This window comes from Lentzea sp. NEAU-D7, assembly GCF_026242055.1.
GTDB lineage: Bacteria > Actinomycetota > Actinomycetes > Mycobacteriales > Pseudonocardiaceae > Lentzea.
In genome coordinates this window covers 1-26,638 of sequence record NZ_JAPJDL010000003.1, presented here as the reverse complement: position 1 = coordinate 26,638, position 26,638 = coordinate 1, and the positions used below count along the sequence as shown (strand labels likewise).

The following is a 26,638-nucleotide window of genomic DNA, read 5'->3' as shown; positions in this document are numbered from 1 at the left end:
CGTCCGGGTTAGGGTTCCCGGTGTGAACCCGCTGCGAGCGTTGATCATGGCCGCGTCTCGCAACGAGACGGTCCGCCATCTCGTCGCCAACGCGCCCATCAGCCGCGATGTCGTGAAGCGGTTCGTCGCCGGGGAGACCACCGCCGACGCCGTCGAGGTCGTGCGGGGCCTCGGGCTGCCGGTGACGCTGGACTACCTCGGCGAGGACACCACGGACAAGGCCCAGGCCGAGAAGACCGTCCAGGCGTACCTGGAGCTGCTCGACGCGCTGCACGCCGCAGGGCTGGCCGAGAAGGCGGAGGTGAGCGTCAAGCTGTCCGCAGTTGGACAGTCGCTCGACGAAGCGCTCGCCCTGACGAATGCCTCCCGGATCTGCGCCGCCGCCGAGCAGTGCGGGACGACGGTCACGCTCGACATGGAGGACCACACCACCACCGACTCCACCCTGCGGGTCCTGCACGAACTGCGCCGCAGCTGGCCGTGGGTCGGTGCGGTGCTGCAGTCGTACCTGCACCGGACCTTGGACGACTGCAAGCAGCTCTCCGGGCCCGGGAGCAGGGTCAGGCTGGTCAAGGGGGCCTACGCGGAGCCTCCCGAGGTTGCGATTCAGGATCCATCCGAGGTTGATCTGAACTACGTGCGGTGCCTGAACGTTCTCCTCGCTGGAGAGGGCTACCCGATGTTCGCCACGCACGACCCGAGGTTGATCGAGATCATTGGCGAACGAGCCCGCTGGTATGACAAAACTGACTTCGAGTACCAGATGCTCTACGGCATCAGGACCGAGGAGCAGAGGCGTCTCGGCACTCGTGTTTATGTTCCCTACGGTGAGCAGTGGTACGGATATCTCATGCGGCGACTTGCAGAACGGCCTGCCAACGTGACCTTTTTCCTGCGGTCGCTGGCCAGCCGCTCATGACCTTCTCGAAGTCCAGCGCGGTGCGGTCGCTCGGTGACGGAACCTTCACCGCGTCCCTGCCCGCCGAGTGGACCGTGGGCCCGAAGCCCCACGGCGGTTTTCTCCTGGCCGTGATGACCCGTGCGGCCGCTCAGGTCGCCGACGGTGATCCGCTGGCCGTGTCCGCGCAGTTCCTCCGCGCACCGGAGGTGGGGCCGGTGCTGGTCCGCACCGACGTGCGCAAGGCGGGGCGGACGGCGACGGTCATCGCGGTGACGCTGGAGCAGCGCGGCCAGGTGTGCGTCGAGGCCTCGGTGACCACCGGGCGGATACCCGAGCACCGGGCCGACTACGTGAACCTGCCGTCGATGCCCGCCGCGCCGCCACCGGGGTCGGTGGAGATGGCGACGTTCCCGACCGGCGGGGTCTACCGGGTGGGCGCGTTGTGCGACCTGCGGGTGGACCGCGAGTCGGCGACGTTCCTCGACCGGCGCACGGACGGGGCGCTGACGCTGAAGCTCTGGGCGCGGCCGACCGACGAGCAGCCAGACCCGTACTTCGCGCTGCTCGCGGGCGACCTGTCGATGCCCGTGACGTTCAACCTCGGTCGTTTCGGCTGGTCACCGACGGTGCAGCTGACGGCGTTGCTGCGGGCCCGGCCCGCTCCCGGCTGGCTGCGCATCCACGTCACCTGCCAGGCGGTGCACGGCCAGTGGTTCGACGAGGACGCCACGGTGATCGACTCGGCCGGCCGGTTGGTGTGCCAGGCACGGCAGCTTGCGCTGACCCCCGCTGTGTGAGACTTGACCGATGACGAAGATCGCGGTGCTCGGCGCGGGCAAGATCGGTGAGGCGCTGCTGTCCGGGCTCTTGCAGGGTGGTCGCGCGGCCTCGGATCTGCTGTTCACGGAGAAGCACGAGTCACGGGCCCGTGCGCTGACCGAGCAGTACGGGTTCGAGGCCGTCACGGTCTCCGGCGCGGCGGCGCAGGCCGACGTGCTGGTCGTGGCGGTCAAGCCGCAGGACATCGAGCCGTTGCTGGTCGAGCTCGCGCCGGTGCTGCGGCCCGGCACGCTGATCGTGTCGCTGTGCGCGGGCCTGCCGACGGCCCTGTACGAGCGCAGGCTGCCCGAGGGAACCCCGGTGGTGCGGGTCATGCCCAACACCCCGATGGTCGTCGGTGAGGCCATGAGCGCCGTCTCCGGCGGCTCCAACGCCACGCCGGAGCACCTCAAGATCGTCGAGGAGCTGCTGTCGACCGTGGGCAAGGTCGCGGTGGTGCCGGAGTCGCAGCAGGACGCGGTGACGGCCCTGTCGGGCTCCGGTCCCGCGTACTTCTTCTACCTGGTCGAGGCGATGATCGACGCGGGCATCCTGCTCGGCATCCCGCGCGACCTGGCCTCGCAGCTGATCATCCAGTCGGCCGTGGGCGCCGCGACGATGCTGGCCGAGGGCTCCTCGCACCCCGTGATCCTGCGGGAGGCGGTCACGTCCCCGGCCGGCACCACGATCATGGCCATCCGCGAGCTGGAGAAGCACGGCGTCCGCGCGGCCATGCTCGCGGCCATCGAGAGCGCTCGCGACAGGTCCGCCGAGCTGGGCCGTCAGCACGAGGACTGACAAGCAACACTGGTTGGACGTCGCAGGAGTCACACCAGTCCCGCTACTCTCAGGGCAGCACGTGCGTGTCGAACCGTCGGTGGGGAAGACCGACGGCACGACACGTGTCTAAGGATGCGGTGATGTATGCCTGCGAAGGAGAACGAACGAACAGGCCTCGCTCAGGTGCAGTTCCTGACCGTGGCCGAGGTGGCCTCGATGATGCGGGTCTCCAAGATGACCGTGTACCGCCTGGTGCACTCCGGTGAACTGCCCGCTGTGCGGGTCGGAAAGTCGTTCCGGGTGCCCGAAAAAGCGGTCCACGCCTACCTGGAGAACGCGTACTTCGACGCTGGCTGAAAGCTGGTGAACCCCGCCGGGTAGACTGGTAGGCCGATCGTGCTTACCGGCGCGCCGTGCTTGACACGGCCAAGGCTGGGGCGCGCCAGTCAAAGCAACGTCTAGAGCTAAGGAACCCGCATGGGCTCGGTCATCAAGAAGCGCCGCAAGCGCATGTCGAAGAAGAAGCACCGCAAGCTGCTGCGCAAGACCAGGGTCCAGCGCAGGAAGCGCGGCAAGTAAGCCCGCATGCGCTCTGCCGCCGCCGGTCTCCTCTCGCAGGAGGCCGGCGGCGGTTGCGTTTCTCCGCCATCCGGCCCCGTCCGGGTGCTTGCGCGGGCACGAATATCACTGCGTGGGACAGCGTCGCACCACCACGGGAACGGGGGCCGCCGTTCGGGTGATTAGCCCGTAAAGCCTTCGTGACCTGCGTCAAGACGGCGTTCCGGCCCCCTCCGGTTCCCGATCTGGTCTGTAGCATCGACCAATCGCAACGCCCTTCGTGCTTGGAGTCGCATGACGCCCAAGGTCGTCCTCGTCACCGGAGTCAGCCGCTTCCTCGGCGGCCACCTCGCCGCGCGCTTCGCCGCGAACCCGGACATCGAGCGCGTGCTCGGTGTGGACACCGAGCCGCCGCCACGCGACCTGCTCCGCCGCATGGGTCGCGCCGAGTTCGTGCGGGCCGACATCCGCAACCCGCTGATCAGCAAGGTCATCTCCACCGCGAACGTCGACACGGTCGTCCACGCGTCCGTCACCGCGAGCCCGGCCGGGCCCACCGGCCGCACGGTGATGAAGGAGATGAACGTCATCGGCACCATGCAGCTGCTGGCCGCGTGCCAGAAGTCGCCCAAGGTGCAGAAGCTCGTCGTGAAGTCCACCAGCGCCGTCTACGGGTCCAGCAGCCGCGACCCGGCGGTGTTCACCGAGGACATGGGCCCCAAGGACCTGCCGTCGTCCGGCTACGCCAAGGACGCGGTCGAGGTCGAGGGGTACGTGCGCGGGTTCGGCCGCCGCAGGCCGGACGTGAACGTCACCACGCTGCGCTTCACGAACTTCATCGGCCCGCGCATCGACACGGTGCTCACGCGCTACTTCGCCCTGCCGGTCGTGCCCACCGTCCTGGGTTACGACGCCCGCGTGCAGCTGCTGCACTCCGAGGACGCCCTGGCGGTCCTGGAACGCGCGACGCTGCACGACCTGCCAGGAGTGTTCAACGTGGGAGGCGACGGCGTGCTGCTGCTGTCGCAGGCGATCAGGCGGGCGGGCAGGCTGAACCTGCCCGTGCCCAGCGCCGCCGTGCCCACGGTCGGTGGCTTCTTCCGGAGCGCCCGGCTCGTCGACTTCTCGCCCGACCAGATGAGGTTCCTCAACTGGGGGCGCGTGATCGACACCACCCTGCTGAAGAAGGAGTTCGGGTTCACGCCGCGGTGGACCACCCAGCAGGCGTTCGACGACTACGTGAACGGCCGAGGTCTGAAGCCGCTCATCGACCCGGAGACGATCGACGCCGCGGAACGGGGAATCCTCGACGCGGCCGCTCGTTTCCGCTGATCTTGTCTTGAGGAGATGAACGCAGTGGCAGGAGCACGCGTTATCCCGCTGCACGACCCGGAACGCGACGCCGCGCGCAGGTCGCGCCACGTCGAGGTGGTTCCCGAGCCGGAGCAGCAGCAGTCCGCGACACCGGACTGGGAACGCAGGCTGGCCGACCTGCTGTCGTTCGCGCGCAGGCGGATCGCCGGCGACTACCAGGTCGACGAGTTCGGGTTCGACCGGGACCTCACCGAGAACGTGCTGATGCCGCCGCTGAAGCCGCTGTACGAGAAGTGGTTCCGCGTCGAGACCATCGGCCTGAACAACATCCCGTCCGCCGGTGGCGCGCTGATCGTGGCGAACCACTCCGGCACCGTGCCGCTCGACGCCCTGATGACGTCGTTCGGCATCGCGTCGGAGCACCCGGCGCACCGCCACATGCGCATGCTGGGCGCGGACCTGGTGTTCCGCACACCGGTGCTCGGCGCGCTGGCCCGCAAGTCCGGCCAGACCCTCGCGTGCAACCCCGACGCCGAGCGGCTGATGTCGTCCGGTGAGCTCGTCGGCGTGTGGCCGGAGGGCTTCAAGGGCATCGGCAAGCCGTTCAAGGACCGCTACAAGCTGCAGCGCTTCGGCCGCGGCGGCTTCGTGTCGGCGGCGCTGAAGACGGGCGCGCCGATCATCCCGTGCTCCATCGTCGGGGCCGAGGAGATCTACCCGATGATCGGCGACATCAAGGCGCTCGCCCGGTTGCTGGGCTTCCCGTACTTCCCGGTGACGCCGTTCTTCCCGCTGCTCGGGCCGCTGGGCGCCATTCCGCTGCCCTCGAAGTGGTACATCGAGTTCGGCGAGCCGATCCGCACCGACGTGTTCGGTGAGAACGCGGCCGACGACCCGATGCTCGTCTTCAACCTGACCGACCAGGTGCGGGAGACGATCCAGCAGACCCTGTACCGGCTGCTCACCCAGCGTCGGAACGTGTTCCTCGGCTGACCAGCGCCTGCACCTCGTCGTAGCTGTACGCGGCGCTGGTGCCGCCGTCGCGCACCGCCAGCGCGGTCGTGACGCTGTGGCGCAGAGCCGCCCTGAACAGCAGTGAGCCGGTGCTGATCCGCTTCACGCCCAGGTCTCCGAGCTCCCGCGGCGTGCGCTGCTGGGCCAGGACGTTGAGCGGGGCGAGCCGCGCGAGCTTCTCGATCTCACGCGGCTCGGTCAGGCCCGCCACGAAGATCCCGTCCGCGCCGGCGTCGACGTAGCGGCGTGCCCGGTCCTCGGTCTCCTCGGTGGCCATGCCCAGCCAGTGGGTGTCGATCCGGGCGTTGAGGAACACCCCTGGTGCACGCTCCTTGACGGCCGTGATGAGCGCTGCCTGCTCTTCGGGTGTCGCCAGGCCGTGCGGACGGCCGTCCTCCAGGTTGACGCCCGCCACCCCCAGGCCCGCGACGAGCTCGGCCACCTCCGGCGGCGGCTTGCCGAAGCCCGACTCCAGGTCGGCGGTGACCGGGCACGGCAGGGTGCTCAGGAGCTTCGCCAGCGCGACGGCCTGCTCGCCGGCCAGGCCCGTGCCGTCCGGGATGCCGTGTGCGGCGGCCACGCCGAGGCTCGTGGTGCCGATCGCGGTGAAGCCCGCCGCGTGCAGGGCCGCGGCTGAGGCGTGGTCCCAGGCGTTGGGGAGGACCAGCGGCTCGTCGCGGTGGTGCAGCGCCCGGAACGCCGTGTTCTTGGCGATGCGGGTCGCCAGGCGGCGGCCGGGGCAGGCGTGCGGGCCGTGGCCGAACGGGTGGTGCTCCAGGCTGACCTCGACCACGCCCCGCGGCGTCTGCCTGCGGGTGATCGGGACCGGAGGGCTCTGGTCCCCGGTGACGAGGCGCTCCGCGAGGGCGTTCGTGGCCGCCCAGGCCTGGACGAGCAGGCCGATCCTCGCCGCCGTCTCCTCGTCGTGGGTCGTGGCCAGGCGCTCCACGGCGGCGTCGGCCGCCGCGGTCACGGGTTCGTGCGGCTGGTAGCACGGTGCGATCTCGGCGATGGCGTCCAACGAGCCGCGGAGCCCCAGCGCGGTGGCCAGCTCGTCGAGCGTGGTGACGTCCACGTCCTCGACGAGCCCGGCCGTCAGAGCGCGCCTGCGGGCGTGGTCCGGGCCGTTGCTGAACCTGACGACGGACGACCTGAGCCAGGCCACCCCCGTTTCCCCCGGCGGGACCTCGGGGACCGGGAGGCGCAGCAGCTCTTCGCTCATGCGGACGACGTTAGGGGCTGGACGGTTCGGTGCCGGCCGAAGCGTTCCGGCCGCAGAATGGCGTCGTGGAAGCACTCGCCCAGATCGCCGGGCTGTTCGCGGACGGGACCCGTGCCGCGATGTGCGGAGCCCTGCTCGACGGCCGGGCGTGGACCGCCCGGGAGCTGGCGGCCCACGCCGGGGTGGCCGCGTCCACCGCGAGCGAGCACCTGACCCGGCTGGTCGAGGGCGGGGTCCTGGTCGAGCACAGGCAGGGCCGGCACCGGTACGTGGCACTGGCAGGGCCGCACGTCGCCGAGCTGCTGGAGGCGATGGCCGCGTTCGCCGGGCCTGCCTCCCGGCCTTCCTCGCTGCGGGCGGCGGCCGTCTCCGAGGCCCTGGCCCGCGGGCGCACCTGCTACGACCACCTCGCGGGCCGGCTCGGCATCTCGCTGAGGTCGGGACTGGTGGAGCTCGGCGTGGTCGGCGACGGGCTCGCGGTCACCGGGACCGGGATGGTCTGGTTGAAGGAGCTCGGGTTCGAGCCGTCCCAGCGCGTGGTCAGCCGGGCGTGCCTGGACTGGACCGAGCGCGTGCCCCACCTGGCCGGCGCGGCCGGGGCGTTCCTCTGCGGGGTGTTCTTCGAACGCGGCTGGGTGCGCCGGATCGGGACGAGCCGTGCCGTCGTGCTCACCCCCGCCGGTGAGCAGGGGTGGCGGGAGCTCGGGCTGCTACCTGACCCTGCGCCGGTAGGCGAGCGTGGCGGCCACAGCTCCGGCCAGGGCACCGGCGCCCAGCACTGACGGGACGCCGATCTTGGCCGCCTTGCGGCCCGTGCGGAAGTCGCGGATCTCCCAGCCCTTGCGGCGGGAGATCTCGCGCAGCTGCGAGTCCGGGTTCACGGCCACCGCGGTGCCCACCACGGACAGCATCGGGACGTCGTTGGACGAGTCCGAGTACGCGGTGCAGCGACGCAGGTCGAGGCCCTCCTTGGCGGCCAGCGAGCGGACGGCCTGGGCCTTCGCCTTGCCGTGCAGCAGGTCGCCGACCAGGCGGCCGGTGTAGATGCCGTTCTCCGACTCCGAGACGGTGCCCAGGGCTCCGGTCAGGCCGAGCCGGCGGGCGATGATCTGGGCGAGCTCGACGGGCGTGGCCGTGACCAGCCAGACGCGCTGACCCGCGTCGAGGTGCATCTGGGCGAGGGCCTGGGTGCCCTTCCAGATGCGGTCGGCCATCAGCTCGTCGAAGATCTCCTCGCCGAGCGAGACCAGCTCGGCGACGCTGCGGCCCGAGACGAACGAGAGGGCCTGCTCGCGGGAGGCCTTGACGGACTCCGGGTCCTCCCGGCCGCCCACCCGGAACTTGAGCTGCTGCCAGACGAAGCCCGCGAGGTCCGAGGACGAGAAGTACTTGCGCGCGGCCAGGCCCCGGGCGAAGTGGAAGATCGACGCGCCCATCATCATCGTGTTGTCCACGTCGAAGAAGGCCGCCGCGGTCAGGTCAGGCGGGACGGTCAGCGACTGTTCGAGCTCTGGCGCCATCGCGGCAGCCTGGATCGCCGCGTCTGCCGATGCCTCGCCGGCTAGTTCGGCCAGCCGGTCGCTCTGCACATCACGCTTGCCTGCCATGTCCCAAGCGTAGCGATCAGGCCGCCACACCCGCTCAGACCTGGTGGAGAACACGTCGTGCGAGTTTTCGCGTGCGGTGCTGATCACACCACGTGTTCGCGTCAACACGACGTGTTGTACTCCGTTCGGCGTAGCGAAGATGATCTACCCGCCTCGTGAACAAGATCATCTCCGTGTTACCCGAGCTCGCCGAGTGCTTCGACAGCGACTCCTGGCGGCCGCGGCTCCTCGACGCAGGTCAGCTCCCCGACCTGTTCGCGACCTCCCGCGTCACCGCTGTGCACGACCGCATCGACGAGCAGGTGGAAGAACTGATCTCCGCCCGGCGGCCCGGCCGGGTCAGGACCCCCGGCGAATGGGCCGCGGCCAAGGCCGAGGTGCTCCGGGGACGAGAGCCCGCCGAGTACGGCACCTGGGTGTTCTACCCCTGGACCGGCCGGCTCGTGCACGTGCTTCCCCGCGACGAGTTCCGGTTCGTCCGCACCGACCGCAACCGGAACAAGATCACGCGCGAGGAGCAGGAGGTCCTGCTCGGCAAGTGCGTCGCGGTGATCGGGTTGTCCGTCGGCAACAGCGCCGCGCTGACCGCCGCGATGGAGGGCGTCGGAGGCAGCTTCCGGCTCGCCGACTTCGACCGCCTCGGCCTCTCGAACCTCAACCGGCTGCGCACCGGCGTGCACGAGCTCGGCGTCGAGAAGACGGTGCTCTGCGCGCGGCAGCTGTTCGAGCTCGACCCGTACCTGGACGTCGAGATCTGGCGCGACGGCCTGACCGGCGAGAACCTCGGGGACTTCCTCGACGGCGCGGACCTGGTCGTGGAGGAGTGCGACACGGCGTGGGTCAAGGTGGCGGTGCGGGAGCAGGCCCGCGCACGGGGCATCCCCGTGCTGATGGACACCAACGACCGGGGCCTGCTCGACGTCGAGCGGTACGACCTGGAGCCGGACCGCCCGCTGCTGCACGGCCGCGTCGGCGACGTCACGGCGGCCGACGTCGCCTGCCTCGATCGCGCCGGGATGGTGCGGCTGATGGTGCAGATGGTCGACGGGACCCGGATCAGCCCGGCGCTGACGCAGGCCATGACCGAGATCGGTCGCACGTTGAGCAGCTGGCCGCAGCTCGCCTCCGGCACCATGCTCGGCGGCGCGATCGTCACCGACGCGGCCCGCCGCATCCTCCTCGGCAGGCCCCAGCCGTCCGGTCGTTACTACGTCGACGTCGAGCAGCTCGTCGGCGGTGCGACATGACCGAGCTGATCGGCCCCAACGTCCGGCTGCGTCCGTTGATGGACGAGGACCTGCCCGTCTACCAGCGCATCTACGGCAGCCCGGTGCTCACGCGCTACCTCGGCGTCGACCGGATGACCCCGGAGAAGGCCGCGGCCGCGTTCTACACGCCCACCCCGCGCAAGCTGGTCTTCGCCATCACCTCGCACGACGACGACACGATGGTCGGCATGATCGGCCTGCTGCTGGAGGAGTACGGCAGCAACGCCATGTGCACGGGCCTGGTGATCCTGCCCGGCTCGCCCGTGAAGGGCTGCGGTTCGGAGGCGGGCAGGCTGCTGTTCGCGCACGCGTTCGGGCCTCTCGGCATCCACCGCGTGTGGGCGGGGCACCGGGCCGACCACACGATGATGAGCGGCGTCATGACCGGCGCCGGCCTCGAACGCGAGGCCACCCTGCGCGAGCTGTTCCGCACGCAGGGCCGCTGGCACGACGTCACCACCTACGCGGCGGTCGCCCACCGCTGGCGCGAGCAGGCGTCGCCGCTGGAGCTCGCGATCATGCGGGGTGCCGTGCTCAGCCGAAGCTGATCCCGGGCAGCAGCGGGAGCGAGATGCTCGGCAGCGGGAGCGGCAGCGGGATCGTGATCCCGGGCTTGCCGGACGTCGGCGGGGTCGAGGTCCCCGGCTTCGCCGGCGGCGCGGTCGACGTGCCCGGCGCCACGGACTGCGTGGGCTGCACGGACGGGTTCACCGAACCGGACGGCACGGGCAGGTCCGTCGGGGCCGGCGGCACCGACGGCGGTTCGCTCCCCGGCGACGAGTTCGGGTCGGTGACGACCGCGGCGCACGCGTCCTTGGCGGGCAGCGGACCGAGGGAGTCGGAGGAACCGCTGGTCACGGTGTCGCAGCCCGCGCGGGCCGCCAGGTCGTGGGCCCGCTGGGCGATGCTCGCCAGCAACCACATCGTCGTGTCGGCGTGGGCGCCCGCGTCTCCGGGGAGCCGGGGGCGCAGGGTGCCGACCTTCTTGTACTGGGCCAGGGCCCAGTCGCGGAGGTCCGGGAGGGCCTTCTCGTCGGACGACGTGGCGTACGTGGTGAGCTGGCGGGCACCCTCGACCGCGTCGGCGTCCAGGTCGGTCAGCGCCGTGAGCTGGGCGGACGGGTCGGAGGAGCGTTCGGCGAGGGTCTCCATCTCGGTGACCCTGGACGCGGCGAACTCCAGGTGCTTGAGGGCGCGGTCCTGGTCGTCGAAGGTCAGGCCGAGCGAGGCGCTTTCGGTGGTGCGCTTGATGCCGTAGAGCGGGTCTCCCGGGAGCGCGTCACGGCTGAGCAGCACACTCATGCCGGCGAGTGACATCAGCAAGCAGAGGACCGCGGCCGCGGCGACCGCTAATCGTGCGCGCGCTCCCACCCGTCTTACCGACGAGAGCGCCAGTGGCTTCTCCGGTGGAGGCGCGGTGAGGACGCGCTGCTTCATCCGTTCGCGCGTCTCCGCGTCCGGGCCGACGTCCATCCGCCGGAGGAGTTCGACGATCGCGAGGTCCTCAGCGAGGTCGTCGTTGCCCACCGGCTGTGGACCGCCTTCAACGGCACGGGCGAATCGCTCGTGCTCCGTCTGCCGCCACCGCGGTGTTCTTCCCTTGCCGTCCATCTCAGCCCGAGTAACGAAGTTGATCTGCTTTGGGTTACGCCCCTGCGATCGCTATCACCGCAACCAGGACGGGAGGATCTGTGCGAGCCGCCTCACGGCCCGGTGTTGCAGGGCCTTCACGGCGCCCTCGTTGCGGTCCATGAGCTGCGCGACCTCGGACACCGTCTTGCCTTCGATGAACCTCAGCGTGATGCACTCGCGCTGATCGTCTCCCAACTGTGAGACGCACCGGAGCAGCTCCGCGTTGGTCGCCTCGGTCATGACCTCCTGCTCGGGGCCGCTCGTCTCCTCGCGGTTGTCCTGCAGCTCGGCGGTCGTGACCTCGAGCCGGTAGCGGCTCGACTTCACGTGGTCGAACACGATGTTGCGGGCGATCGTGACGAACCACGCGCCCACGTCGCGGCCCTGGTAGCTGACCGACCCGATGCTCCGCAGAGCCCTGAGGAAGGTCTCGCTCGTCACGTCCTCGGCGAACGCGCGGTCGCCGCCCACCCGGAAGAGGACATAGCGGAAGACCATGTCGACGTACTTGTCGTACAGCACTCCGAACGCCTCGGTGTCACCCTCTTGGGCGGCCTTGACGAGCTGCCACGGCTCGTCTGCGGCGTTGTCGTGCTGACCCCCCGTCATGGTTCGGGTGGTCCTGATCGTGTTCGGTCGTGCCCGCGCGGTCATCGGCTCGCGGCACCTCCACAGAGTCGCCGTGGCGGCAGCATACGTGTTGTTACTCCGTAGTAGGTAGCGGTCGGTTGCGATGGTAAGACGAGGGAACCGCGGCTTCATGACGCTCGTCACGCGTGGAAGACTGCTCGAAGCGCCCAGTTGTTCATGAGGAGGCCATGTTGACTTCCGCTCGCAATGTGTCAGATCTGGTCCGTGCTTCGGCACAGCGGGGACCCGGCCACGTCGCCTTGGTCGACGTAGCGAGCGGTAAGAGCCTCACGTGGGAAACCATCGACGGCGCGACCGACGCTTTCGCCCGCCATTTGGCTGATTCAGGACTCGAATCGGGCGACCGGGTGGCGGTACGGCTGCCCACGGGCCCCGAGTTCGCGGTCGCGGTGTTCGGCATCCTCCGCGCGGGCGGCGTCGTGGTCCCGACGGGCCCCGGCAACCCGCCGCGCGAGCTCCAGCGCATCCTCGCCGACTCCGGCGCCACGCTGCTCGTGGGCGACGGCGAGGGCTCCGACGCCACGGTGATCGACGTTCCGGACGTCACCGCGACCGCCGAGCCGTTCGAGGCCGTGTGCGGCGGCGAGGACCTGGCCGTCCTCGGCTACACCTCGGGCACCTCCGGCGTGCCGCGCGGCGCGATGCTCTCGCACCGGGCGCTGCTCGCGAACGTCGCGCAGTGCGCCGCGCTCCGCCCCGCCCCGGTCACCGCGGCCGACAGGGTGCTGCTCGCGCTGCCGTTGTTCCACGTCTACGGCCTCGGCCCCGGCCTGCTGCAGGTGGCGGGCGCGGGTGCCACGGCGGTCCTGCTGGAGCGCTTCGAGCCGTCCACCGTCCTCGACGTCATCGCGGAGCACCGCGTCACCACGATGGTCGGCGTGCCGCCCATGTACCGCGCGCTGCTCGCGCACCCGGCCGAGGTGCTGCGCGAGAAGCTGGCCACGGTCCGCCTGTTCACCTCCGGGGCGGCCCCGCTGCCGGCGGGCGTGATCGCGGAGATGCGCGGCGCGATCGGCATCCCGGTCTACGAGGGCTACGGCCTCACCGAGACGGGTCCCGTGCTCACCTCCACCCTGGTCGGCGGCGTGCCGAAGCCGGGTTCGGTGGGCCAGGCGCTGCCGGGCGTCGAGATCCGCCTGGTCGACACGGACGGCTCGGTGCTCGACATCGACGAGGACGAGCCCGGCACCGGCCTGGTGTCCGCGAAGGGCGACAACCTCTTCAGCGGCTACTGGCCCGACGGCGCCCACGGCCCGGACGCGTCCGGCTGGTTCCGCACCGGCGACGTCGGCTTCATCGACTCCGACGGCGACCTGCACCTGGTCGACCGGGCCGGTGACCTGATCATCGTCAACGGCTTCAACGTCTACCCGCACGAGGTCGAGCAGGTCATCTGCGAGCTGGAGCAGGTGCTCGAGGCCGCGGCCGTCGGCGTGCCGGACGAGAAGACCGGCGAGGCGGTGAAGGTCGTGCTCGTGCTGCGCGACGGCCAGGAGCTGACCGCGGAGGCCGTGGTGGCCCACTGCGCCGTGCGGCTCGCCAAGTTCAAGGTGCCGACGTCGGTGGAGTTCGCCCCGGCCCTGCCGCACTCGCCGACCGGCAAGCTCGCCCGCGCCGTCCTGCGCAGGCCTTTGGGAGCATGACGGCATGACCCACCACGTGACGTTGATGAGCCGGGTGTCGTGCCACGCCTGCGAGGAGGCCGCCGTCGAGATCGAGCGGATCTGCGCGGACCTCGGCGCGACCTGGTCGGTCGAGGACGTGGACTCCGACCCGGAGCTGCGGGCCGAGTACGGCGACCGGGTGCCGGTGTTCCTGGTGGACGGGACGGAGCACGGGTACTGGAAGGTGGAGGAGGACCGCCTGCGGGCGGCCCTCGCCCAGTAGCGGCGTCCCGCCCCCGGAAGTTGATTACCGAGGGCTTACGACCTGAGCGAACCAGGGCCGCGCGGGTGTCGAATGAAGGGCATGAAGCCCGCCAAGGCCGCACTCACCGGACTGATCGCCCTCGTCACGGCTCTCGCGGCAGGGCACCTGGTGGCGGCCTTCGTCGGCCTGAGCGCCTCGCCGTACCTGGCCGTGGGCAACGCCGCGATCGACCTCACGCCGTCGTGGCTGAAGGACTTCGCCGTCACCACGTTCGGCACCGCCGACAAGCTCGTGCTGCTCATCTGCATGGGTGTCGTGCTCGTGGGCATCGGCATCGGTGCCGGACTGGCCAGCCGGAACAGTCCCGCGCCGGGGACGCTGGTGGCCGTGCTGCTCGGGTTCGTCGGCGTCGCGGCAGTCGTGACCAGGCCCGACGTCGGCCAGCTCGCCGTCCTCGCGCCCGTCGCCAGCACGGCGGCGGGCGTCTACGCGTTCCGCTACCTGCACCGCGAGGCCGAGGCGAGCGAGAGCAGGCGCGGCTTCCTGGTCACCGCCGGGCTCGCGGTCTTCGCGGGCGTAGCGGGCCAGCTCTTCGGCAGCCGGACGGACGTCGAGGGCTCGCGCCAGGCCGTCGGCGACCTGACGCCGAAGGTCAGGGCGCCGGAGATCCCGGTGAACGCCGACTTCGTCAAGGACGGCACCCCGAGCTTCATCACCAGCAGCGAGGACTTCTACCGGATCGACACCGCGCTGAGCGTGCCGCGGATCAGGGCCGAGGAGTGGGCGCTGCGGGTGCACGGCATGGTCGAGCGGCCGATGGTGCTCACGTTCGAGGAGATCCGCAGCAGGGACCTCGTCGAGGAGACCGTCACGTTGACCTGCGTCTCCAACGAGGTGGGCGGGCCGTACATCTCCACGGCGAACTTCGTCGGCATCAGGATCGGCGACGTGCTGCGGGAAGCCGGCGTGAAGGCGGGCGCGGACCAGTTGTTCAGCACGAGCGACGACGGGTTCACGGCGGGCAGCCCGCTCGACTACGTGCTGGAGAACGGGCTGATCGCGATCGGCATGAACGGCGAGCCGCTGCCCGCCGAGCACGGGTTCCCGGCGCGGCTCGTGGTGCCGGGGCTCTACGGCTACGTCTCCGCGACCAAGTGGGTCACCGACCTCAACGTGACCACGTTCGCGAAGGACCAGGGCTACTGGATCCCGCGCGGCTGGGCGACGCGGGCGCCGATCAAGGTGTCCTCGCGCATCGACCGGCCTTCGAGGATGGGCAAGGTCCAGGGCAGGGCCGTCATCGCCGGAACGGCGTGGGCGCAGCCCAAGGGCGTGGCCGAGGTGGAGGTCCGGGTGGACGGCGGACCGTGGCGCGACGCCGAGCTCGGTGCCGACGTCAGCGACACCACCTGGCGCATGTGGCGGGTCGAGCTGGACCTCCCCAAGGGCAGTCACACGGTCGAGTGCCGGGCCACCGACAAGTCCGGCTTCACCCAGGACCAGGCACGCCTCGACCCGGTTCCCGACGGTGCGACGGGATGGCACTCGGTCACCTTCACCGTCGAGTAGGCGCTCACCCCGTAGTGATCATGAACCGAGGAAGCGCTGGTCACGCCCTGTCACCGGTGCTGTGACACCCGATCACCGACTTTGTGCATGCGTTCACAAGCGGTACGGTGTTCGCATCACCACCACCGCGGGGTCCCTGCGGTGAAGCACACCCGGAGGTCGGAGAGCGTGGTTTCACAGCGGGGCGAAGGTGAGACGACCACCACCCCTGCGGAGGCTGCCGACAAGGAGCGCGCCCGCGCGATCCCCGAGGCCGCCGTGGCCCGGCTCGCCGTGTACCTCCGCGTGCTGTCCGGCATGGCCGAGAGCGGCGTGACGGCCGTCTCCAGCGAGGAGCTGAGCCAGGCCGCGGGCGTCAACGCGGCGAAGCTCCGCAAGGACCTGAGCTACATCGGCAGCTACGGCACGAGGGGCGTCGGGTACGACGTCGAGGTCCTCGTGAGCCACATCGAGCGCATCCTCGGCCTCACCCGCAACCACTCCGTGGCCGTCGTCGGCATCGGTAACCTTGGTCACGCTCTCGCGAACTACGGCGGGTTCCCCGGCCGTGGTTTCCCGGTCACCGCCCTCTTCGACGTGGACGCCGATCTCGTCGGAATCCCTGTTGGGGGCATCCCCGTCAACCACATCGACGAGATCACCGAGGTCTGCCTGGAGCGCGAGGTGTCGATCGGCGTCATCGCGACGCCGCCGCCCGCCGCCCAGTCGGTTTGCGACCGTTTGGTATCTGCGGGCGTCCAGTGCATTCTGAACTTCGCACCAGTTGTCCTTCAGGTTCCAGACAACGTCGAGGTGCGCAAGGTTGACTTGGCGGTCGAGATGCAGATCCTGTCGTTCCACGTCGCTCGACGTGCGGACGAGGCTGCCAGCGTCTCGGTCGGCAACAACGGACTCGGTGTGGACGGGATGGTGATTCGCCCGTGAGCGTGAGCCAGACGGCTCCGGCAGACGTGGTGAGTGCATGAGCGTGCTCGTAGTCGGGCTTTCGCACCGCACCGCCCCAGTCCCGGTCCTGGAACGCGTCACCGTGGCCGAGCCGAACCTGCCCAAGGTCCTCGGCCAGCTGCTCGCCGCCCCCAGCGTCTCCGAGGCGATGGTCCTGTCGACCTGCAACAGGGTCGAGGTCTACGCCGTCGTCGAGTCGTTCCACGGCGGCATGTCCGAGGTCGTCGAGGTCCTGGCGCAGCACGCGCAGATCGAGCCCCAGGCGCTCTACGAGCACTTTTACGTGCATTACGCCGCCGCTGCCGTTGAGCACCTGTTCTCCGTCGCGGCCGGCCTCGACTCGATGGTCGTCGGCGAGTCCCAGATCCTCGGCCAGCTGCGCGGTGCGTACGCGGCGGCGGACGAGGCGGGCACCGTCGGCAGGACCGTCCACGAGCTCACCCAGAACGCGCTGCGCGTCGGCAAGCGGGTGCACACCGAGACCGGCATCGACCACGCGGGAGCGTCCGTCGTGTCCGAGGCCCTCGGTGACGCCGAGGGCCAGCTGGGCACCCTCGTCGGCAAGCGCGCGCTGCTCGTCGGCGCCGGTGCCATGGGCGGCCTGGCCGCCGCCCACCTGCGCCGGGCCGGCATCGGCGAGGTCGTCATCGCGAACCGGACGCAGGCCAACGGTGTGCGTCTCGCCACGTCGCTGAAGGCCGAGGGCGTCCCCGCGACGGCCGTCGACCTGAGCGCGCTGGCCGTCGAGATCGACCTCGCGGACATCGTCTTCGCGTGCACCGGCTCGGTCGACACGGTCGTCCGCGCGGACATGATCAGCGCCCGCTCGCGGCCGTTGGTCATGTGCGACCTGGGCCTGCCCAAGGACGTCGACCCGGCCGCCGCCGAACTGCCGAACGTTCGTGTGGTGGACCTGGAAACGCTGCAGCGCCGCCTCTCCGACGCGCCCGCCGGCCAGGACACGCGCCTCGCGGTCCAGCTGGTCGGCGACGAGGTCAAGGCCTACCTCGCGGGCCAGCGGTCCGCCGAGGTCACGCCGACCGTCACGGCCCTGCGCAAGCGGGCGGCCGAGGTGGTCGACGCCGAACTGCTCCGTCTTGATTCGCGACTTCCCGAACTGGATGCCGCGACACGCGGTGAATTGGCCAAGACGGTGCGCCGCGTTGTAGACAAGCTCCTGCACACGCCGACCGTCAGGGTGAAGGAGCTCGCCTCCGCCCCTGGTGGTACCGGCTACGCGGAGGCTCTCCGCGAACTGTTCGGGCTCGACCCCCAGACGCCTGGGGTTGTCAGTCAGACCAAGCAAGCTCCTGTGGATGGTGAAACGCGGTGACCCGCACCCTACGGATCGGTACCCGAGGCAGCGCACTGGCGCTCGCGCAGACGGGGACCGTGGCCGAGGCGCTGAAGGCTGCCGGAGCACAGGTCGAGATCGTCGTCATCAAGACGCCGGGCGACCTCTCCGACGCGCCCATCGCCCAGATCGGCATCGGCGTCTTCACGTCGGCTCTTCGTGACGCGCTCGCGAACGACGAGATCGACGTCGCCGTCCACTCCTACAAGGACCTCCCGACCGCGCCGGACCCCCGTCTGACGCTCGCGGCCGTTCCGCAGCGCGAGGACCCGCGCGACGCCCTGGTGGCGCGCGACGGTCTCACGCTCGGCGAGCTGCCGCCGGGGTCCACTGTGGGCACCGGATCTCCGCGCCGTGCGGCGCAGCTGGAGGCGTTGGGCCTCGGGCTGGACATCGTCCCGTTGCGCGGCAACGTGGACACGCGCATCGGCAAGGTCCGCAAGGGCGAGCTCGACGCGGTGGTGCTGGCTCGCGCCGGCATCTCCCGTCTCGGCCGCGCGAGCGAGATCACCGAGAACCTGGAGCCCATCCAGATGCTTCCCGCACCCGCGCAGGGTGCGTTGGCAGTCGAGTGCCGGGTCGACGACGTCGACGCCGAGCACCTGATCCAGTCCACTTTGGACGATTCGGCCAGCCGGGCCGCTGTGACCGCCGAGCGCGCCATGCTGGCCGCGCTCGAGGCGGGTTGCAGCGCGCCGGTCGGCGCGCTGGCCGATGTGGTGGAAGACCTCGACGACGACGGGAAGGTCGTGTACCGACTTTCCCTGCGCGGGGTCGCAGCGACGCCGGAGAACGATCTCCTCCGCGCGTCCGCCACCGGTGACTTGACCGAAGCTGAGGGACTCGGCCGGGCGCTGGCCGCCGAGTTGCTCGACCTCGGGGCCGCGGTTCTCAGCGGTCCAGAGGCGTAATCGATGGGGAGTGCCCTGATGACCCGCGCACGCAAGACCCCCGGACGCGTCGCCTTCGTGGGCTCCGGCCCCGGCGACACCGGGCTGCTCACGGTCCGGGCCCACGACTTGCTCACCAGGGCTGAACTCGTGGTCACCGACCCGGACGTCCCCGCGGACGTCCTCGCGACCGTGCCGGAGGGAGTCGAGGTCCGCCCCGCTGTCGGCGAGTCCGCCGACGTGGCCAAGGACCTGGTGAACGAGGCGCGCAACGGTGCGACCGTCGTCCGTCTCGTCGCGGGTGACCCGCTGACGCTCGACTCGGTCGTCAAGGAGGCGCAGGCCGTCGCGAAGTCGACGATCCCGTTCGACGTCGTACCCGGTGTGCCCTCGGGCACCGCGGTTCCGGCGTACGCGGGTGTGGCTCTCGGTGGCGTGCACACCGAGGTCGACGTCCGCGCGGTGACGGACTGGGCCGGCCTCGCCGCCGCGCCCGGCACGCTCGTCCTGCACGCGACCGGCTCGCACCTGGCCGAGGCCGCGTCGAACCTGGTCGAGAACGGCCTCGCGCCCCAGACCCCGGTCGCCGTCACCGCCGAAGGCACCGGCTTCCAGCAGCGCACCGTCGACACCACGCTGGCGGCCGTCGCCGCTGACGCCGGTGAGATGGGCGGCCCGCTGGTCGTCACCGTCGGCGCTGCCGCCGCCGCGCGCTCGAAGCTCTCCTGGTGGGAGTCGCGGGCGCTGTACGGCTGGCGCGTGCTGGTCCCGCGGACCAAGGAGCAGGCCGGCGCGATGAGCGAGCGCCTGCACTCCCACGGCGCCATCGCCGTCGAGGTGCCGACGATCTCCGTCGAGCCGCCCCGCAGCCCCGCGCAGATGGAGCGCTCGGTCAAGGGTCTCGTCGACGGCCGCTACCAGTGGGTCGTCTTCACCTCGACCAACGCCGTCCGCGCGGTGTGGGAGAAGTTCCGCGAGTTCGGCCTGGACGCCCGCGCGTTCTCCGGCGTGAAGATCGCCTGCGTCGGCGAGGCCACGGCCGCGAAGGTGCGCTCGTTCGGCATCATCCCGGAGCTCGTCCCGTCGGGTGACCAGTCGTCCGAGGGTCTCCTCAACGACTTCCCGCCCTACGACGACATCCTCGACCCGGTCGACCGCGTGCTGCTGCCGCGGGCCGACATCGCCACCGAGACACTGGCCGCCGGCCTGCGCGAACGTGGCTGGGAGATCGACGACGTGACGGCGTACCGCACCGTGCGTGCGGCCCCGCCGCCCGCCGACACCCGCGAGATGATCAAGTCCGGTGGCTTCGACGCGGTGTGCTTCACCTCGTCGTCGACCGTGCGGAACCTGGTCGGCATCGCGGGCAAGCCGCACGCCCGCACGCTCGTCGCGTGCATCGGCCCGCAGACCGCCGAGACGGCGCGGGAGTTCGGCCTCCGGGTCGACGTGCAGCCCGAGGAGGCGAACGTGCCCGCGCTGGTCGACGCGCTGGCCGCCCACGCCGCCCGGTTGCGCGCCGAGGGAGCGCTGCCTCCTCCGCGCAAGACCAAGCGCCTGCGCAGGAGCTAGAACAAGCTGAAGCCGTCGGGGCCACTCAAGATCCTTTGAGTGGCCCCTTCGACTCTCTTCAAGTCAGGGAGTCTCCAGATGTACCCACTGCACCGGCCGAGGCGTCTGCGCACGACGCCCGCCATGCGCCGCCTCGTGTCCGAGACCGAGGTGCGCCCGAGGCAGCTCGTGCTGCCCATGTTCGTCAAGGAAGGCCTCGCGGAGCCTGCTGAGATCAGCAGCATGCCGGGCGTTCTCCAGCACTCGCGCGACTCGATGCGCAAGGCCGCGGTCGAGGCCGTGCAGGCGGGCGTCGGCGGCATCATGCTGTTCGGCGTCCCCGCCGAGCGCGACGCCGTCGGTTCCGGCGGCACCGACCCGGACGGCATCCTCAACGCCGCGCTCGCCGACCTGCGCGCGGAACTGGGCGACAGCACCGTTCTCATGTCGGACTGCTGCCTCGACGAGTTCACCGACCACGGCCACTGCGGCGTGCTCGCCGCCGACGGCACGGTCGACAACGACGCGACCCTCGAGGTCTACGGCGAGATGGCCGTCGCGCAGGCGCGCGCCGGTGCCCACGTCGTCGGCCCGAGCGGCATGATGGACGGCCAGATCGCCTTCATCCGCAACGCCCTGGACCAGGCGGGCCTCGCCGACACCGGCATCCTCGCCTACTCCGCCAAGTACGCGTCGGCGTTCTACGGCCCGTTCCGCGACGCCGTCGAGTCGCAGCTCGCGGGCGACCGCAAGACCTACCAGCAGGACCCGGCGAACGCCCGCGAGGCGATCCGCGAGGTGCAGCTGGACCTCGCCGAGGGCGCGGACATGGTCATGGTCAAGCCCGCGCTGCTGTACCTGGACGTGCTGCGCGCGGTCGCCGAGGTGTCGGACGTTCCCGTTGCGGCGTACCAGATCTCCGGCGAGTACGCGATGATCGAGGCCGCCGCCGCGAACGGCTGGATCGACCGGGAGCGCTCGATCCTCGAGTCGCTCACGTCCATCCGCCGCGCCGGCGCGGACATCGTGCTCACGTACTGGGCAGTGGAAGCCGCCCGGTGGCTGGACCGGTAGGCACCCCCGTCCCGAAGCTGGTCGACGTCGCGCGCTGGTTGTGGATCGCCAGCGCGTGCCTCGGCATGCTGCGGTTCCTGGAACAGCTCCTCGACCGCGAGATGCTCGTGGCCGAGGTGCGCCGCCAGAACCCGGCGCTGGGCCAGGACCAGATCGACGCGAGCGTGGACGGCGGTGTCCTCTTCGGACTGCTGATCGCCGTGGCGCTGGTGGTCGCGTACACGCGGCTGGCGAACGCGATGGCACGCGGCCGCAACTGGGCCCGGATCGTGCTGACCGTGCTGGGCGGCGCCTCCGTCGCGTTCGGACTGTTCCGGCTGGTGGCGTGGGGCAGCGGGATCGCCGCGCGGCTCGGGGTGGAGATGCGTCCGGTCGACCTGGCCGTCACGGCGGCCACGACCGTGCTGGAGGCGTCCGCGATCGTGCTGATGTACCGGGCGTCCGCGCACTTCAGGAAGCGGGTCGCGGTGGACAGCGCGATCCGGCCGTCCTAAGTTCGCGACCGTGAAGTCTCCGAAGGAATCGGGCATCCCCGGCACGATCACCGCCGGCTACTGGCTCGTCGTGGCCGGTGCCGTCCTGTGGGTGCTCGCCGCCGTGTTCCAGTTCGCCAACAAGCAGGTGCTGATCGACCAGGTGCGGTCCACGACCACCGACGAGGCGCTGACCACGGAGATGATCGAGTCGACGGCCACGGCGATCGTGGTCGCCGTGCTGGTGGGCTCGGTCGTGCTGGCAGGGCTCGCCGTGTGGTTCGCGGGGAAGGTCAAGGGCGGTCTGAAGAAGAGCCGCACCGGGTTGATGATCACGGTGTTGCTGAACCTGTTCTTCCAGATGATCGGCAACGGGCTGGCCGTCGTTCCGGCGCTGATCGCGATGTCGGGCCTGGTGCTGTTCTACTTCCGGCAGTCGACCGAGTACCTGACCCAGCGCGAGCAACTGGCGTGAAGGGCGACGACACACCCCGGTCCGTTCGCATCGCGGTCGGCCTGTGGCTCGCGATCGCCGTCTTCGTCCTCTTCACGACCGCGGGGCTGTGGTTCCAGCGCGGTGAGGTGCAGCGCCTGACCGGCTGGTCGTCCGGGCAGGTCACGAGCTTCCTGGGCACGTTGTCGGGGGTCGCGCTGATCTTCGTGGTGGCCTACGCGTGGCTCACGAGGCTGTTCCTGAAGCGGAAGAACTGGGCGCGGATCGTGCTCTCGTTCATCGCGATCGTGCACATGGTCTGGATCCTGTTCGTCGGGATCAGCGCTTCGAACTTGGTCACGTTGCTGCTCATCTGTGCCGCAATCGTCTTCACGTGGCAGGCGCGTACGGCACAGTGGCTGGCGGAGGTGCGTGAGCAGTGACCAATCCGCAGGACCCGAACCCCTGGCAGCCGAGCCCGGACACCCCGCAGGCCCATCAGGGCCCGTTCGGCGCGACGGCCGGGACGTACGAAGTGACCGCCGTGAACAACATGGGGCTGCCCATGCCGCCCGCGCCCGAGATGGCACCGCCTCTCGACCACGCCCAGTGGCAGAACCCGGCCACCGCCGGGTGGCAGAACCCCACCACCGCCTACCCCGCCACATCCGGCGGGCACTACCAGGTGAACCAGGTCGCGCAGTCGAGCTACCCGATGTCGCCGGTGCAGTCCCACGAGCTGCCGCCGGCGCGGCCGGCCACGATCAACGCGGCGATGTGGATCTGGATCGTGGGCGCCCTGCTCTCCGTCGCCGTGCTGCCGGTGATGCTGCTCGTCAACGCCGACTTCTTCCTCACCCAGGACACCATCGTCACGGAGGAGGACCGCCGGGCGGGCGAGCTCGGCGTGCGGGCCATGGCGGTGATCTTCGGCTTCGTGATGCTGGTCGCGGCGGCGCCGTACGTCGCGTTCGCGATCGTGCTGCGCAACGGCCAGAACTGGGCGCGCGTCCTGCTCACGATCCTCGGCGGGCTCGGACTCGTGTCGATGATCGGGATCATGTTCGTCTCGATCGGCGCGCGCGTCTGGCAGCCGAGCGTGGCGATCTGCATCGTCGTGATCGGCCTGACCGTCGCGGCCGTCGTGCTGCAGTTCCTGCCGGCGTCGAACAGGTTCGTCCGCTAGTGCTCTACCGCGAGTCCGGCAGCAGCTGGTGGCCGCTCCTGTGGGGCCCGGCGTTCGCCGTCGCCGGGTACCTGGTCGAACGCGTCACCGGGCCCGCGTCCGTGACGCTGTGGGCCGTCGCGGGACTCGGCCTGACCCTCGGCGCGGTGCTGTGGGTCTACGGGCGGGTCAAGACCGGCAGCATCGAGCTCACCGCCGAGGACGCGCGGTTCGGGCGGGAGACTCTGCCGGTCGCGATGATCGAGGCCTGCCAGGACGTCGGCGCCCCGGCCGGGGCGAAGGTGCTCGGTGGCGGCTGGTCGGTGCCCAAGGGCACGACCGCGGTGCCGTTGCGGCTGGCCGACGGTTCGGTGGTGCTGGCGTGGGCACGCGATCCGGAAGCCTTCCTCGCGGCGTTGCGCCGGGTCGTGAGAAGGTGAGCGACGTGACAGAGGCCGTGACTGAGCAGGAGTCGGACGCCGTGGTGGAGGGGCCTGAGCAGGCGCCGCCGGCCGGTCCGAGCCTGCACCAGCCCAAGCGGTGGCTCATCGCCGCGGGTGAGGCCGTCGCGATCGTCCTGCTGGTGGTCGCCGCCGTGTGGTGCTGGAACCGCGGCGTCGTGCGGCTGGAGTACCCGTTCGAGGGGCGCGAGCCGTTGATCTCCACGCGCTACCTGGGCAACTGGCTGGGCACCGCCGCCGGCGCCGTCACGCTGGCCGTGGTCCTCGCTCTCGACGCGGTGCGGCAGGTCCTGCTGGCCGTGCGCACCCGGCCGCAGAAAGCCGCCGACTCCGACATGTGAGACTGGGGTACGTGACTGCGAGTCGATCCCAGGCCCTGTTCGAGCGCGCGTCGACGCTGACCCCCGGCGGGGTCAACTCTCCGGTGCGGGCGTTCCACTCCGTCGGCGGCACCCCGCGCTTCATGGTGCGCGGCGAAGGCCCGCACCTGTGGGACGCGGACGGCAACCGGTACGTCGACCTGGTGGCCTCGTGGGGCCCGATGATCCTCGGGCACGCCCATCCTGCCGTGGTGTCCGCGGTGCAGAAGGCCGCCTCGTCCGGTCTGTCGTTCGGCACGCCCACCGAGGGTGAGATCGAGCTCGCGGCCGAGCTGATCGACCGCGTCGAGCCGGTCCGCCAGGTCCGCCTGGTCAACTCGGGCACCGAGGCCACGATGAGCGCGATCCGTCTCGCGCGCGGCTTCACCGAGCGCCGCAAGGTCATCAAGTTCGCCGGCTGCTACCACGGTCACGTCGACGCGCTGCTGGCCCAGGCCGGCTCGGGCGTCGCGACCCTGGGCCTGCCGAGTTCGCCCGGTGTCACGGGCGCGCAGGCCGAGGACACGATCGTGCTGCCGTACAACGACATCGAGGCCGTGCGCGCGGCGTTCGCGGAGAACCCCGGCGAGATCGCCTGCGTCATCACCGAGGCCGCGGCGGGCAACATGGGCGCCGTCGCGCCCGGCCCCGACTTCAACGCGGGCCTGCGCGAGATCTGCGACGCCGACGGCGCGCTGCTGATCATGGACGAGGTCATGACAGGCTTCCGCGTCTCCCGCGCCGGCTGGTTCGGCCTGGAGCGCGTGCGCGGCGACCTCTACACGTTCGGCAAGGTCATGTCGGGTGGGCTCCCGGCGGCCGCTTTCGGCGGCCGCGCCGACGTGATGGAGCGGCTGGCGCCCTCCGGCCCCGTCTACCAGGCGGGCACGCTGTCGGGTAACCCCGTGGCGGTGGCCGCCGGTCTCGCGACGCTGCGCGCGGCCGACGACGAGGTCTACACGGCCCTCAACCGCAACGCCACGCGCCTCGGCGCGCTCTTCACGGCCTCGCTGACCGAGGCGGGCGTCGAGCACCGCGTGCAGTTCGCCGGGAACCTGGTGAGCGTGTTCTTCGGTTCTACCGAGGTGAAGGACTACGCGGGCGCGCAGGCGTGCGAGACGTGGCGCTTCCCGCCGTTCTTCCACGCCCTGCTCGAGCGTGGCGTCTACGCCCCGCCGTCGGCGTTCGAAGCGTGGTTCGTCAACGCCGCCATGGGTGAAGAGGAGTTCGCCGTGATCGCCGATGCACTGCCGCACGCGGCCCGTGCCGCCAAGGAGGCCCGCAAGTGACCCGCACCGTCGTCCACCTGCTGCGCCACGGTGAGGTGCACAACCCGACCGGCATCCTCTACGGCCGCCTTCCCGGCTTCAAGCTCTCCGAGCGGGGGCAGAAGCAGGCCCTGACCGTGGCCGAGCACCTGGCGGACCACGACATCGTCCACGTCGTGGCGTCGCCTTTGGACCGTGCACAGCAGACCGCCGCGCCCATCTCGGACTCGCATCGCCTCGAGCTGGCGACCGACGAGCGGCTGATCGAGGCCGACAACCAGTTCCAGGGGTTGAAGGTCGCGGTGGGGGACGGGGCTCTGCGGTCTCCCCAGCACTGGCCGAAGCTCGTCAACCCGTTCCGGCCTTCCTGGGGCGAGCCCTACATCGAGATCGCGCATCGGATGATGGGGGCCGTGCAGAAGGCCCGGGCCGCGGCTGAGGGGCATGAGGCCGTCTGTGTCTCGCACCAGCTGCCGATCTGGACCGTGCGGCGGTTCCTGGAGGGGAAGCGGATGTGGCACGACCCTCGCAAGCGGGAGTGCTCGCTCGCTTCGCTCACCTCGTTGATCTTCGACGGGGAGCAGTTGGTTCGGATCGCCTACTCCGAGCCCGTGGGGGCCACCAATCCTCGGGTGACCGGGGCATGAAGCGGTTTCTGGTTTTGGTGTTGTTGCTTGCCGGGTGTACTACCGGGAAGGACGCTGCTCAGGTCGGGGCCGGGGATTTCTATCTCGTGGCTCCTGGTGGGCAGGTCGAGATTCGGTATCCGGTGGGTGAGCGCAAGGAGTTGAAGGGGCTCGAAGGGGAGTCGCTGCTCGAGGACGGGAAGACCGTCCGGCTTTCTGATTACGCCGGGAAGCCTGTTGTGATCAATATCTGGGGGGCCTGGTGCGGGCCCTGCCGGACTGAGGCTCCTGAGATGCAGAAGATCTTCGATGCTGGGACTCAGGTTGTCGGACTGGATGTCAAGGAGACTTCCAAGGAGCAGCCTCGGGATTTCATGAGGTCTCGGTCCTTGACCTATCCGTCTATTTATGATGCTTCTGCTCGTAGTTTTATCAATGTTTTTCGGGGGGTGCCTGCTAATAGCGTTCCCTCTACCTTTGTCGTGGACAAGAGTCATCGGGTTGCTGCTGTGTTCTTGGTGCCGGTGTTGGCTTCGGATTTGCAGCCTGTTTTGGATGAGCTTGCCAAGGAGTGAGGGCGCTGGCTTGGTGGGTGGTTGGGTTGCGGGCGGCGACTTTGGGTTGCGTGCTTTCCCTGGGGGCTCTGCCCCCAGACCCCCGGCAATCTGATCAGGGGGCCCCGCCGCCGGTAGGTAGATGGCACGCCTGTTGCGTTGGGCGGCTGCCTGTTGCGTTGCTGGGTGCGTTGGCGGTGGGGTCCCATCACGAGCCGAGCCAAGAGCGGGCCACATGAGAGAAGGGGTGTCAACTCGACGAAAAGCGTGTCGAGTTGACA

Annotated in this window: 31 protein-coding genes; 27 read left to right on the top strand and 4 right to left on the bottom strand. The window is 70.3% G+C overall.

The window, feature by feature from the left end; translation table 11 throughout:
• The first annotated feature begins 22 nt into the window (after positions 1–22).
• From ORI60_RS06905 to ORI60_RS06875, 7 genes are all read left to right on the top strand, one after another.
• Entirely contained in the window at positions 23–919 is an 897-nt protein-coding gene (locus tag ORI60_RS06905) for a proline dehydrogenase family protein (RefSeq protein ID WP_266035524.1), read from the top strand.
• Positions 916–1,698 carry a thioesterase family protein gene (locus ORI60_RS06900; RefSeq protein ID WP_266035522.1) on the top strand — a complete coding sequence of 261 codons (783 nt, stop codon included), beginning with the start codon at positions 916–918 and terminating at the stop codon, positions 1,696–1,698. The genes ORI60_RS06905 and ORI60_RS06900 overlap by 4 nt, the downstream gene beginning before the upstream one ends.
• Positions 1,699–1,708: 10 nt before the next feature.
• Positions 1,709–2,518 (top strand): pyrroline-5-carboxylate reductase, encoded by an 810-nt coding sequence (gene proC / locus ORI60_RS06895; protein WP_266035520.1) that lies wholly within the window; start codon positions 1,709–1,711, stop codon positions 2,516–2,518.
• Positions 2,519–2,644: 126 nt separating this feature from the next.
• Positions 2,645–2,857, top strand: a complete 213-nt coding sequence (locus ORI60_RS06890; protein ID WP_030477960.1) for a helix-turn-helix domain-containing protein — start codon at positions 2,645–2,647, stop codon at positions 2,855–2,857.
• A 120-nt stretch (positions 2,858–2,977) separates the two neighbouring features.
• Positions 2,978–3,079, top strand: a complete 102-nt coding sequence (locus ORI60_RS06885; RefSeq protein ID WP_015105422.1) for a 30S ribosomal protein bS22 — start codon at positions 2,978–2,980, stop codon at positions 3,077–3,079.
• A gap of 273 nt (positions 3,080–3,352) precedes the next feature.
• Positions 3,353–4,390 (top strand): NAD-dependent epimerase/dehydratase family protein, encoded by a 1,038-nt coding sequence (locus tag ORI60_RS06880; RefSeq protein ID WP_030477961.1) that lies wholly within the window; start codon positions 3,353–3,355, stop codon positions 4,388–4,390.
• A gap of 15 nt (positions 4,391–4,405) precedes the next feature.
• Positions 4,406–5,365: a lysophospholipid acyltransferase family protein gene (locus ORI60_RS06875; RefSeq protein ID WP_266035503.1), complete on the top strand. Its 960-nt coding sequence runs from the start codon at positions 4,406–4,408 to the stop codon at positions 5,363–5,365.
• Here ORI60_RS06875 and ORI60_RS06870 read toward each other — a convergent pair.
• Positions 5,334–6,608, bottom strand: coding sequence for an isocitrate lyase/PEP mutase family protein (locus tag ORI60_RS06870; protein ID WP_266035501.1), 1,275 nt, complete (start codon positions 6,606–6,608; stop codon positions 5,334–5,336). The genes ORI60_RS06875 and ORI60_RS06870 overlap by 32 nt on opposite strands.
• Before the next feature lie 65 nt (positions 6,609–6,673).
• Between ORI60_RS06870 and ORI60_RS06865 the strand changes: the two genes are divergently transcribed.
• Positions 6,674–7,390 carry an ArsR/SmtB family transcription factor gene (locus tag ORI60_RS06865; RefSeq protein ID WP_266035500.1) on the top strand — a complete coding sequence of 239 codons (717 nt, stop codon included), beginning with the start codon at positions 6,674–6,676 and terminating at the stop codon, positions 7,388–7,390.
• On the opposite strand, the gene ORI60_RS06860 is transcribed toward ORI60_RS06865, so the two are convergent.
• Positions 7,319–8,215, bottom strand: a complete 897-nt coding sequence (locus ORI60_RS06860) for an HAD family hydrolase (protein WP_266035499.1) — start codon at positions 8,213–8,215, stop codon at positions 7,319–7,321. The two genes, ORI60_RS06865 and ORI60_RS06860, sit on opposite strands and share 72 nt — an antisense overlap.
• Before the next feature lie 155 nt (positions 8,216–8,370).
• Between ORI60_RS06860 and ORI60_RS06855 the strand changes: the two genes are divergently transcribed.
• Both ORI60_RS06855 and ORI60_RS06850 read left to right on the top strand, forming a co-directional pair.
• Positions 8,371–9,462, top strand: coding sequence for a ThiF family adenylyltransferase (locus tag ORI60_RS06855; RefSeq protein ID WP_266035498.1), 1,092 nt, complete (start codon positions 8,371–8,373; stop codon positions 9,460–9,462).
• Positions 9,459–10,031 (top strand): GNAT family N-acetyltransferase, encoded by a 573-nt coding sequence (locus ORI60_RS06850; RefSeq protein WP_266035497.1) that lies wholly within the window; start codon positions 9,459–9,461, stop codon positions 10,029–10,031. The genes ORI60_RS06855 and ORI60_RS06850 overlap by 4 nt, the downstream gene beginning before the upstream one ends.
• Here ORI60_RS06850 and ORI60_RS06845 read toward each other — a convergent pair.
• Positions 10,018–11,010, bottom strand: a complete 993-nt coding sequence (locus ORI60_RS06845; protein WP_266035496.1) for a DUF5667 domain-containing protein — start codon at positions 11,008–11,010, stop codon at positions 10,018–10,020. The genes ORI60_RS06850 and ORI60_RS06845 overlap by 14 nt on opposite strands.
• Before the next feature lie 138 nt (positions 11,011–11,148).
• Complete coding sequence (locus tag ORI60_RS06840; RefSeq protein WP_266035494.1) at positions 11,149–11,724, bottom strand: sigma-70 family RNA polymerase sigma factor; 576 nt, start codon at positions 11,722–11,724, stop codon at positions 11,149–11,151.
• Between the two features lie 209 nt (positions 11,725–11,933).
• Here ORI60_RS06840 and ORI60_RS06835 point away from each other — a divergent pair, with 209 nt between their 5' ends.
• The 17 genes from ORI60_RS06835 to ORI60_RS06755 all read left to right on the top strand — a co-directional run bounded on the left by ORI60_RS06835 (position 11,934) and on the right by ORI60_RS06755 (position 26,378).
• Positions 11,934–13,409, top strand: a complete 1,476-nt coding sequence (locus tag ORI60_RS06835) for an AMP-binding protein (RefSeq protein ID WP_266035492.1) — start codon at positions 11,934–11,936, stop codon at positions 13,407–13,409.
• 4 nt (positions 13,410–13,413) lie between these two features.
• Entirely contained in the window at positions 13,414–13,653 is a 240-nt protein-coding gene (locus ORI60_RS06830; RefSeq protein WP_266035490.1) for a glutaredoxin family protein, read from the top strand.
• 81 nt (positions 13,654–13,734) lie between these two features.
• Positions 13,735–15,204 (top strand): molybdopterin-dependent oxidoreductase, encoded by a 1,470-nt coding sequence (locus ORI60_RS06825; protein WP_266035489.1) that lies wholly within the window; start codon positions 13,735–13,737, stop codon positions 15,202–15,204.
• Between the two features lie 168 nt (positions 15,205–15,372).
• Positions 15,373–16,128: a redox-sensing transcriptional repressor Rex gene (locus ORI60_RS06820; RefSeq protein ID WP_416234366.1), complete on the top strand. Its 756-nt coding sequence runs from the start codon at positions 15,373–15,375 to the stop codon at positions 16,126–16,128.
• A 37-nt stretch (positions 16,129–16,165) separates the two neighbouring features.
• Entirely contained in the window at positions 16,166–17,482 is a 1,317-nt protein-coding gene (locus tag ORI60_RS06815) for a glutamyl-tRNA reductase (RefSeq protein WP_266035487.1), read from the top strand.
• Positions 17,479–18,414, top strand: coding sequence for a hydroxymethylbilane synthase (gene hemC / locus ORI60_RS06810; protein WP_266035486.1), 936 nt, complete (start codon positions 17,479–17,481; stop codon positions 18,412–18,414). Before ORI60_RS06815 ends, hemC begins: the two co-directional genes overlap by 4 nt.
• 18 nt (positions 18,415–18,432) lie before the next feature.
• Positions 18,433–19,965 carry a bifunctional uroporphyrinogen-III C-methyltransferase/uroporphyrinogen-III synthase gene (locus ORI60_RS06805; protein WP_266035484.1) on the top strand — a complete coding sequence of 511 codons (1,533 nt, stop codon included), beginning with the start codon at positions 18,433–18,435 and terminating at the stop codon, positions 19,963–19,965.
• 78 nt (positions 19,966–20,043) lie between these two features.
• Entirely contained in the window at positions 20,044–21,018 is a 975-nt protein-coding gene (hemB, locus tag ORI60_RS06800) for a porphobilinogen synthase (protein WP_266035482.1), read from the top strand.
• Positions 21,003–21,512, top strand: coding sequence for a hypothetical protein (locus ORI60_RS06795; protein ID WP_266035480.1), 510 nt, complete (start codon positions 21,003–21,005; stop codon positions 21,510–21,512). Before hemB ends, ORI60_RS06795 begins: the two co-directional genes overlap by 16 nt.
• 10 nt (positions 21,513–21,522) lie before the next feature.
• Complete coding sequence (locus tag ORI60_RS06790) at positions 21,523–21,966, top strand: hypothetical protein (protein WP_266035478.1); 444 nt, start codon at positions 21,523–21,525, stop codon at positions 21,964–21,966.
• Positions 21,963–22,367, top strand: a complete 405-nt coding sequence (locus ORI60_RS06785; protein WP_266035476.1) for a hypothetical protein — start codon at positions 21,963–21,965, stop codon at positions 22,365–22,367. The genes ORI60_RS06790 and ORI60_RS06785 overlap by 4 nt, the downstream gene beginning before the upstream one ends.
• The gene (locus ORI60_RS06780; RefSeq protein WP_266035474.1) at positions 22,364–23,110 is read left to right on the top strand and encodes a hypothetical protein; all 747 of its coding nucleotides are present in this window, start codon (positions 22,364–22,366) and stop codon (positions 23,108–23,110) included. The genes ORI60_RS06785 and ORI60_RS06780 overlap by 4 nt, the downstream gene beginning before the upstream one ends.
• Complete coding sequence (locus ORI60_RS06775; RefSeq protein WP_266035473.1) at positions 23,110–23,529, top strand: DUF3093 family protein; 420 nt, start codon at positions 23,110–23,112, stop codon at positions 23,527–23,529. Before ORI60_RS06780 ends, ORI60_RS06775 begins: the two co-directional genes overlap by 1 nt.
• A gap of 5 nt (positions 23,530–23,534) precedes the next feature.
• A complete protein-coding gene (locus ORI60_RS06770; RefSeq protein WP_266035471.1) occupies positions 23,535–23,891 on the top strand; it encodes a hypothetical protein in 357 nt (118 codons plus the stop codon).
• 11 nt (positions 23,892–23,902) lie between these two features.
• Positions 23,903–25,198: a glutamate-1-semialdehyde 2,1-aminomutase gene (hemL, locus tag ORI60_RS06765; RefSeq protein ID WP_266035469.1), complete on the top strand. Its 1,296-nt coding sequence runs from the start codon at positions 23,903–23,905 to the stop codon at positions 25,196–25,198.
• Positions 25,195–25,824 carry a histidine phosphatase family protein gene (locus ORI60_RS06760; RefSeq protein WP_266035467.1) on the top strand — a complete coding sequence of 210 codons (630 nt, stop codon included), beginning with the start codon at positions 25,195–25,197 and terminating at the stop codon, positions 25,822–25,824. The genes hemL and ORI60_RS06760 overlap by 4 nt, the downstream gene beginning before the upstream one ends.
• The gene (locus ORI60_RS06755) at positions 25,821–26,378 is read left to right on the top strand and encodes a TlpA family protein disulfide reductase (RefSeq protein ID WP_266035465.1); all 558 of its coding nucleotides are present in this window, start codon (positions 25,821–25,823) and stop codon (positions 26,376–26,378) included. The genes ORI60_RS06760 and ORI60_RS06755 overlap by 4 nt, the downstream gene beginning before the upstream one ends.
• Positions 26,379–26,638 lie beyond the last annotated feature (260 nt).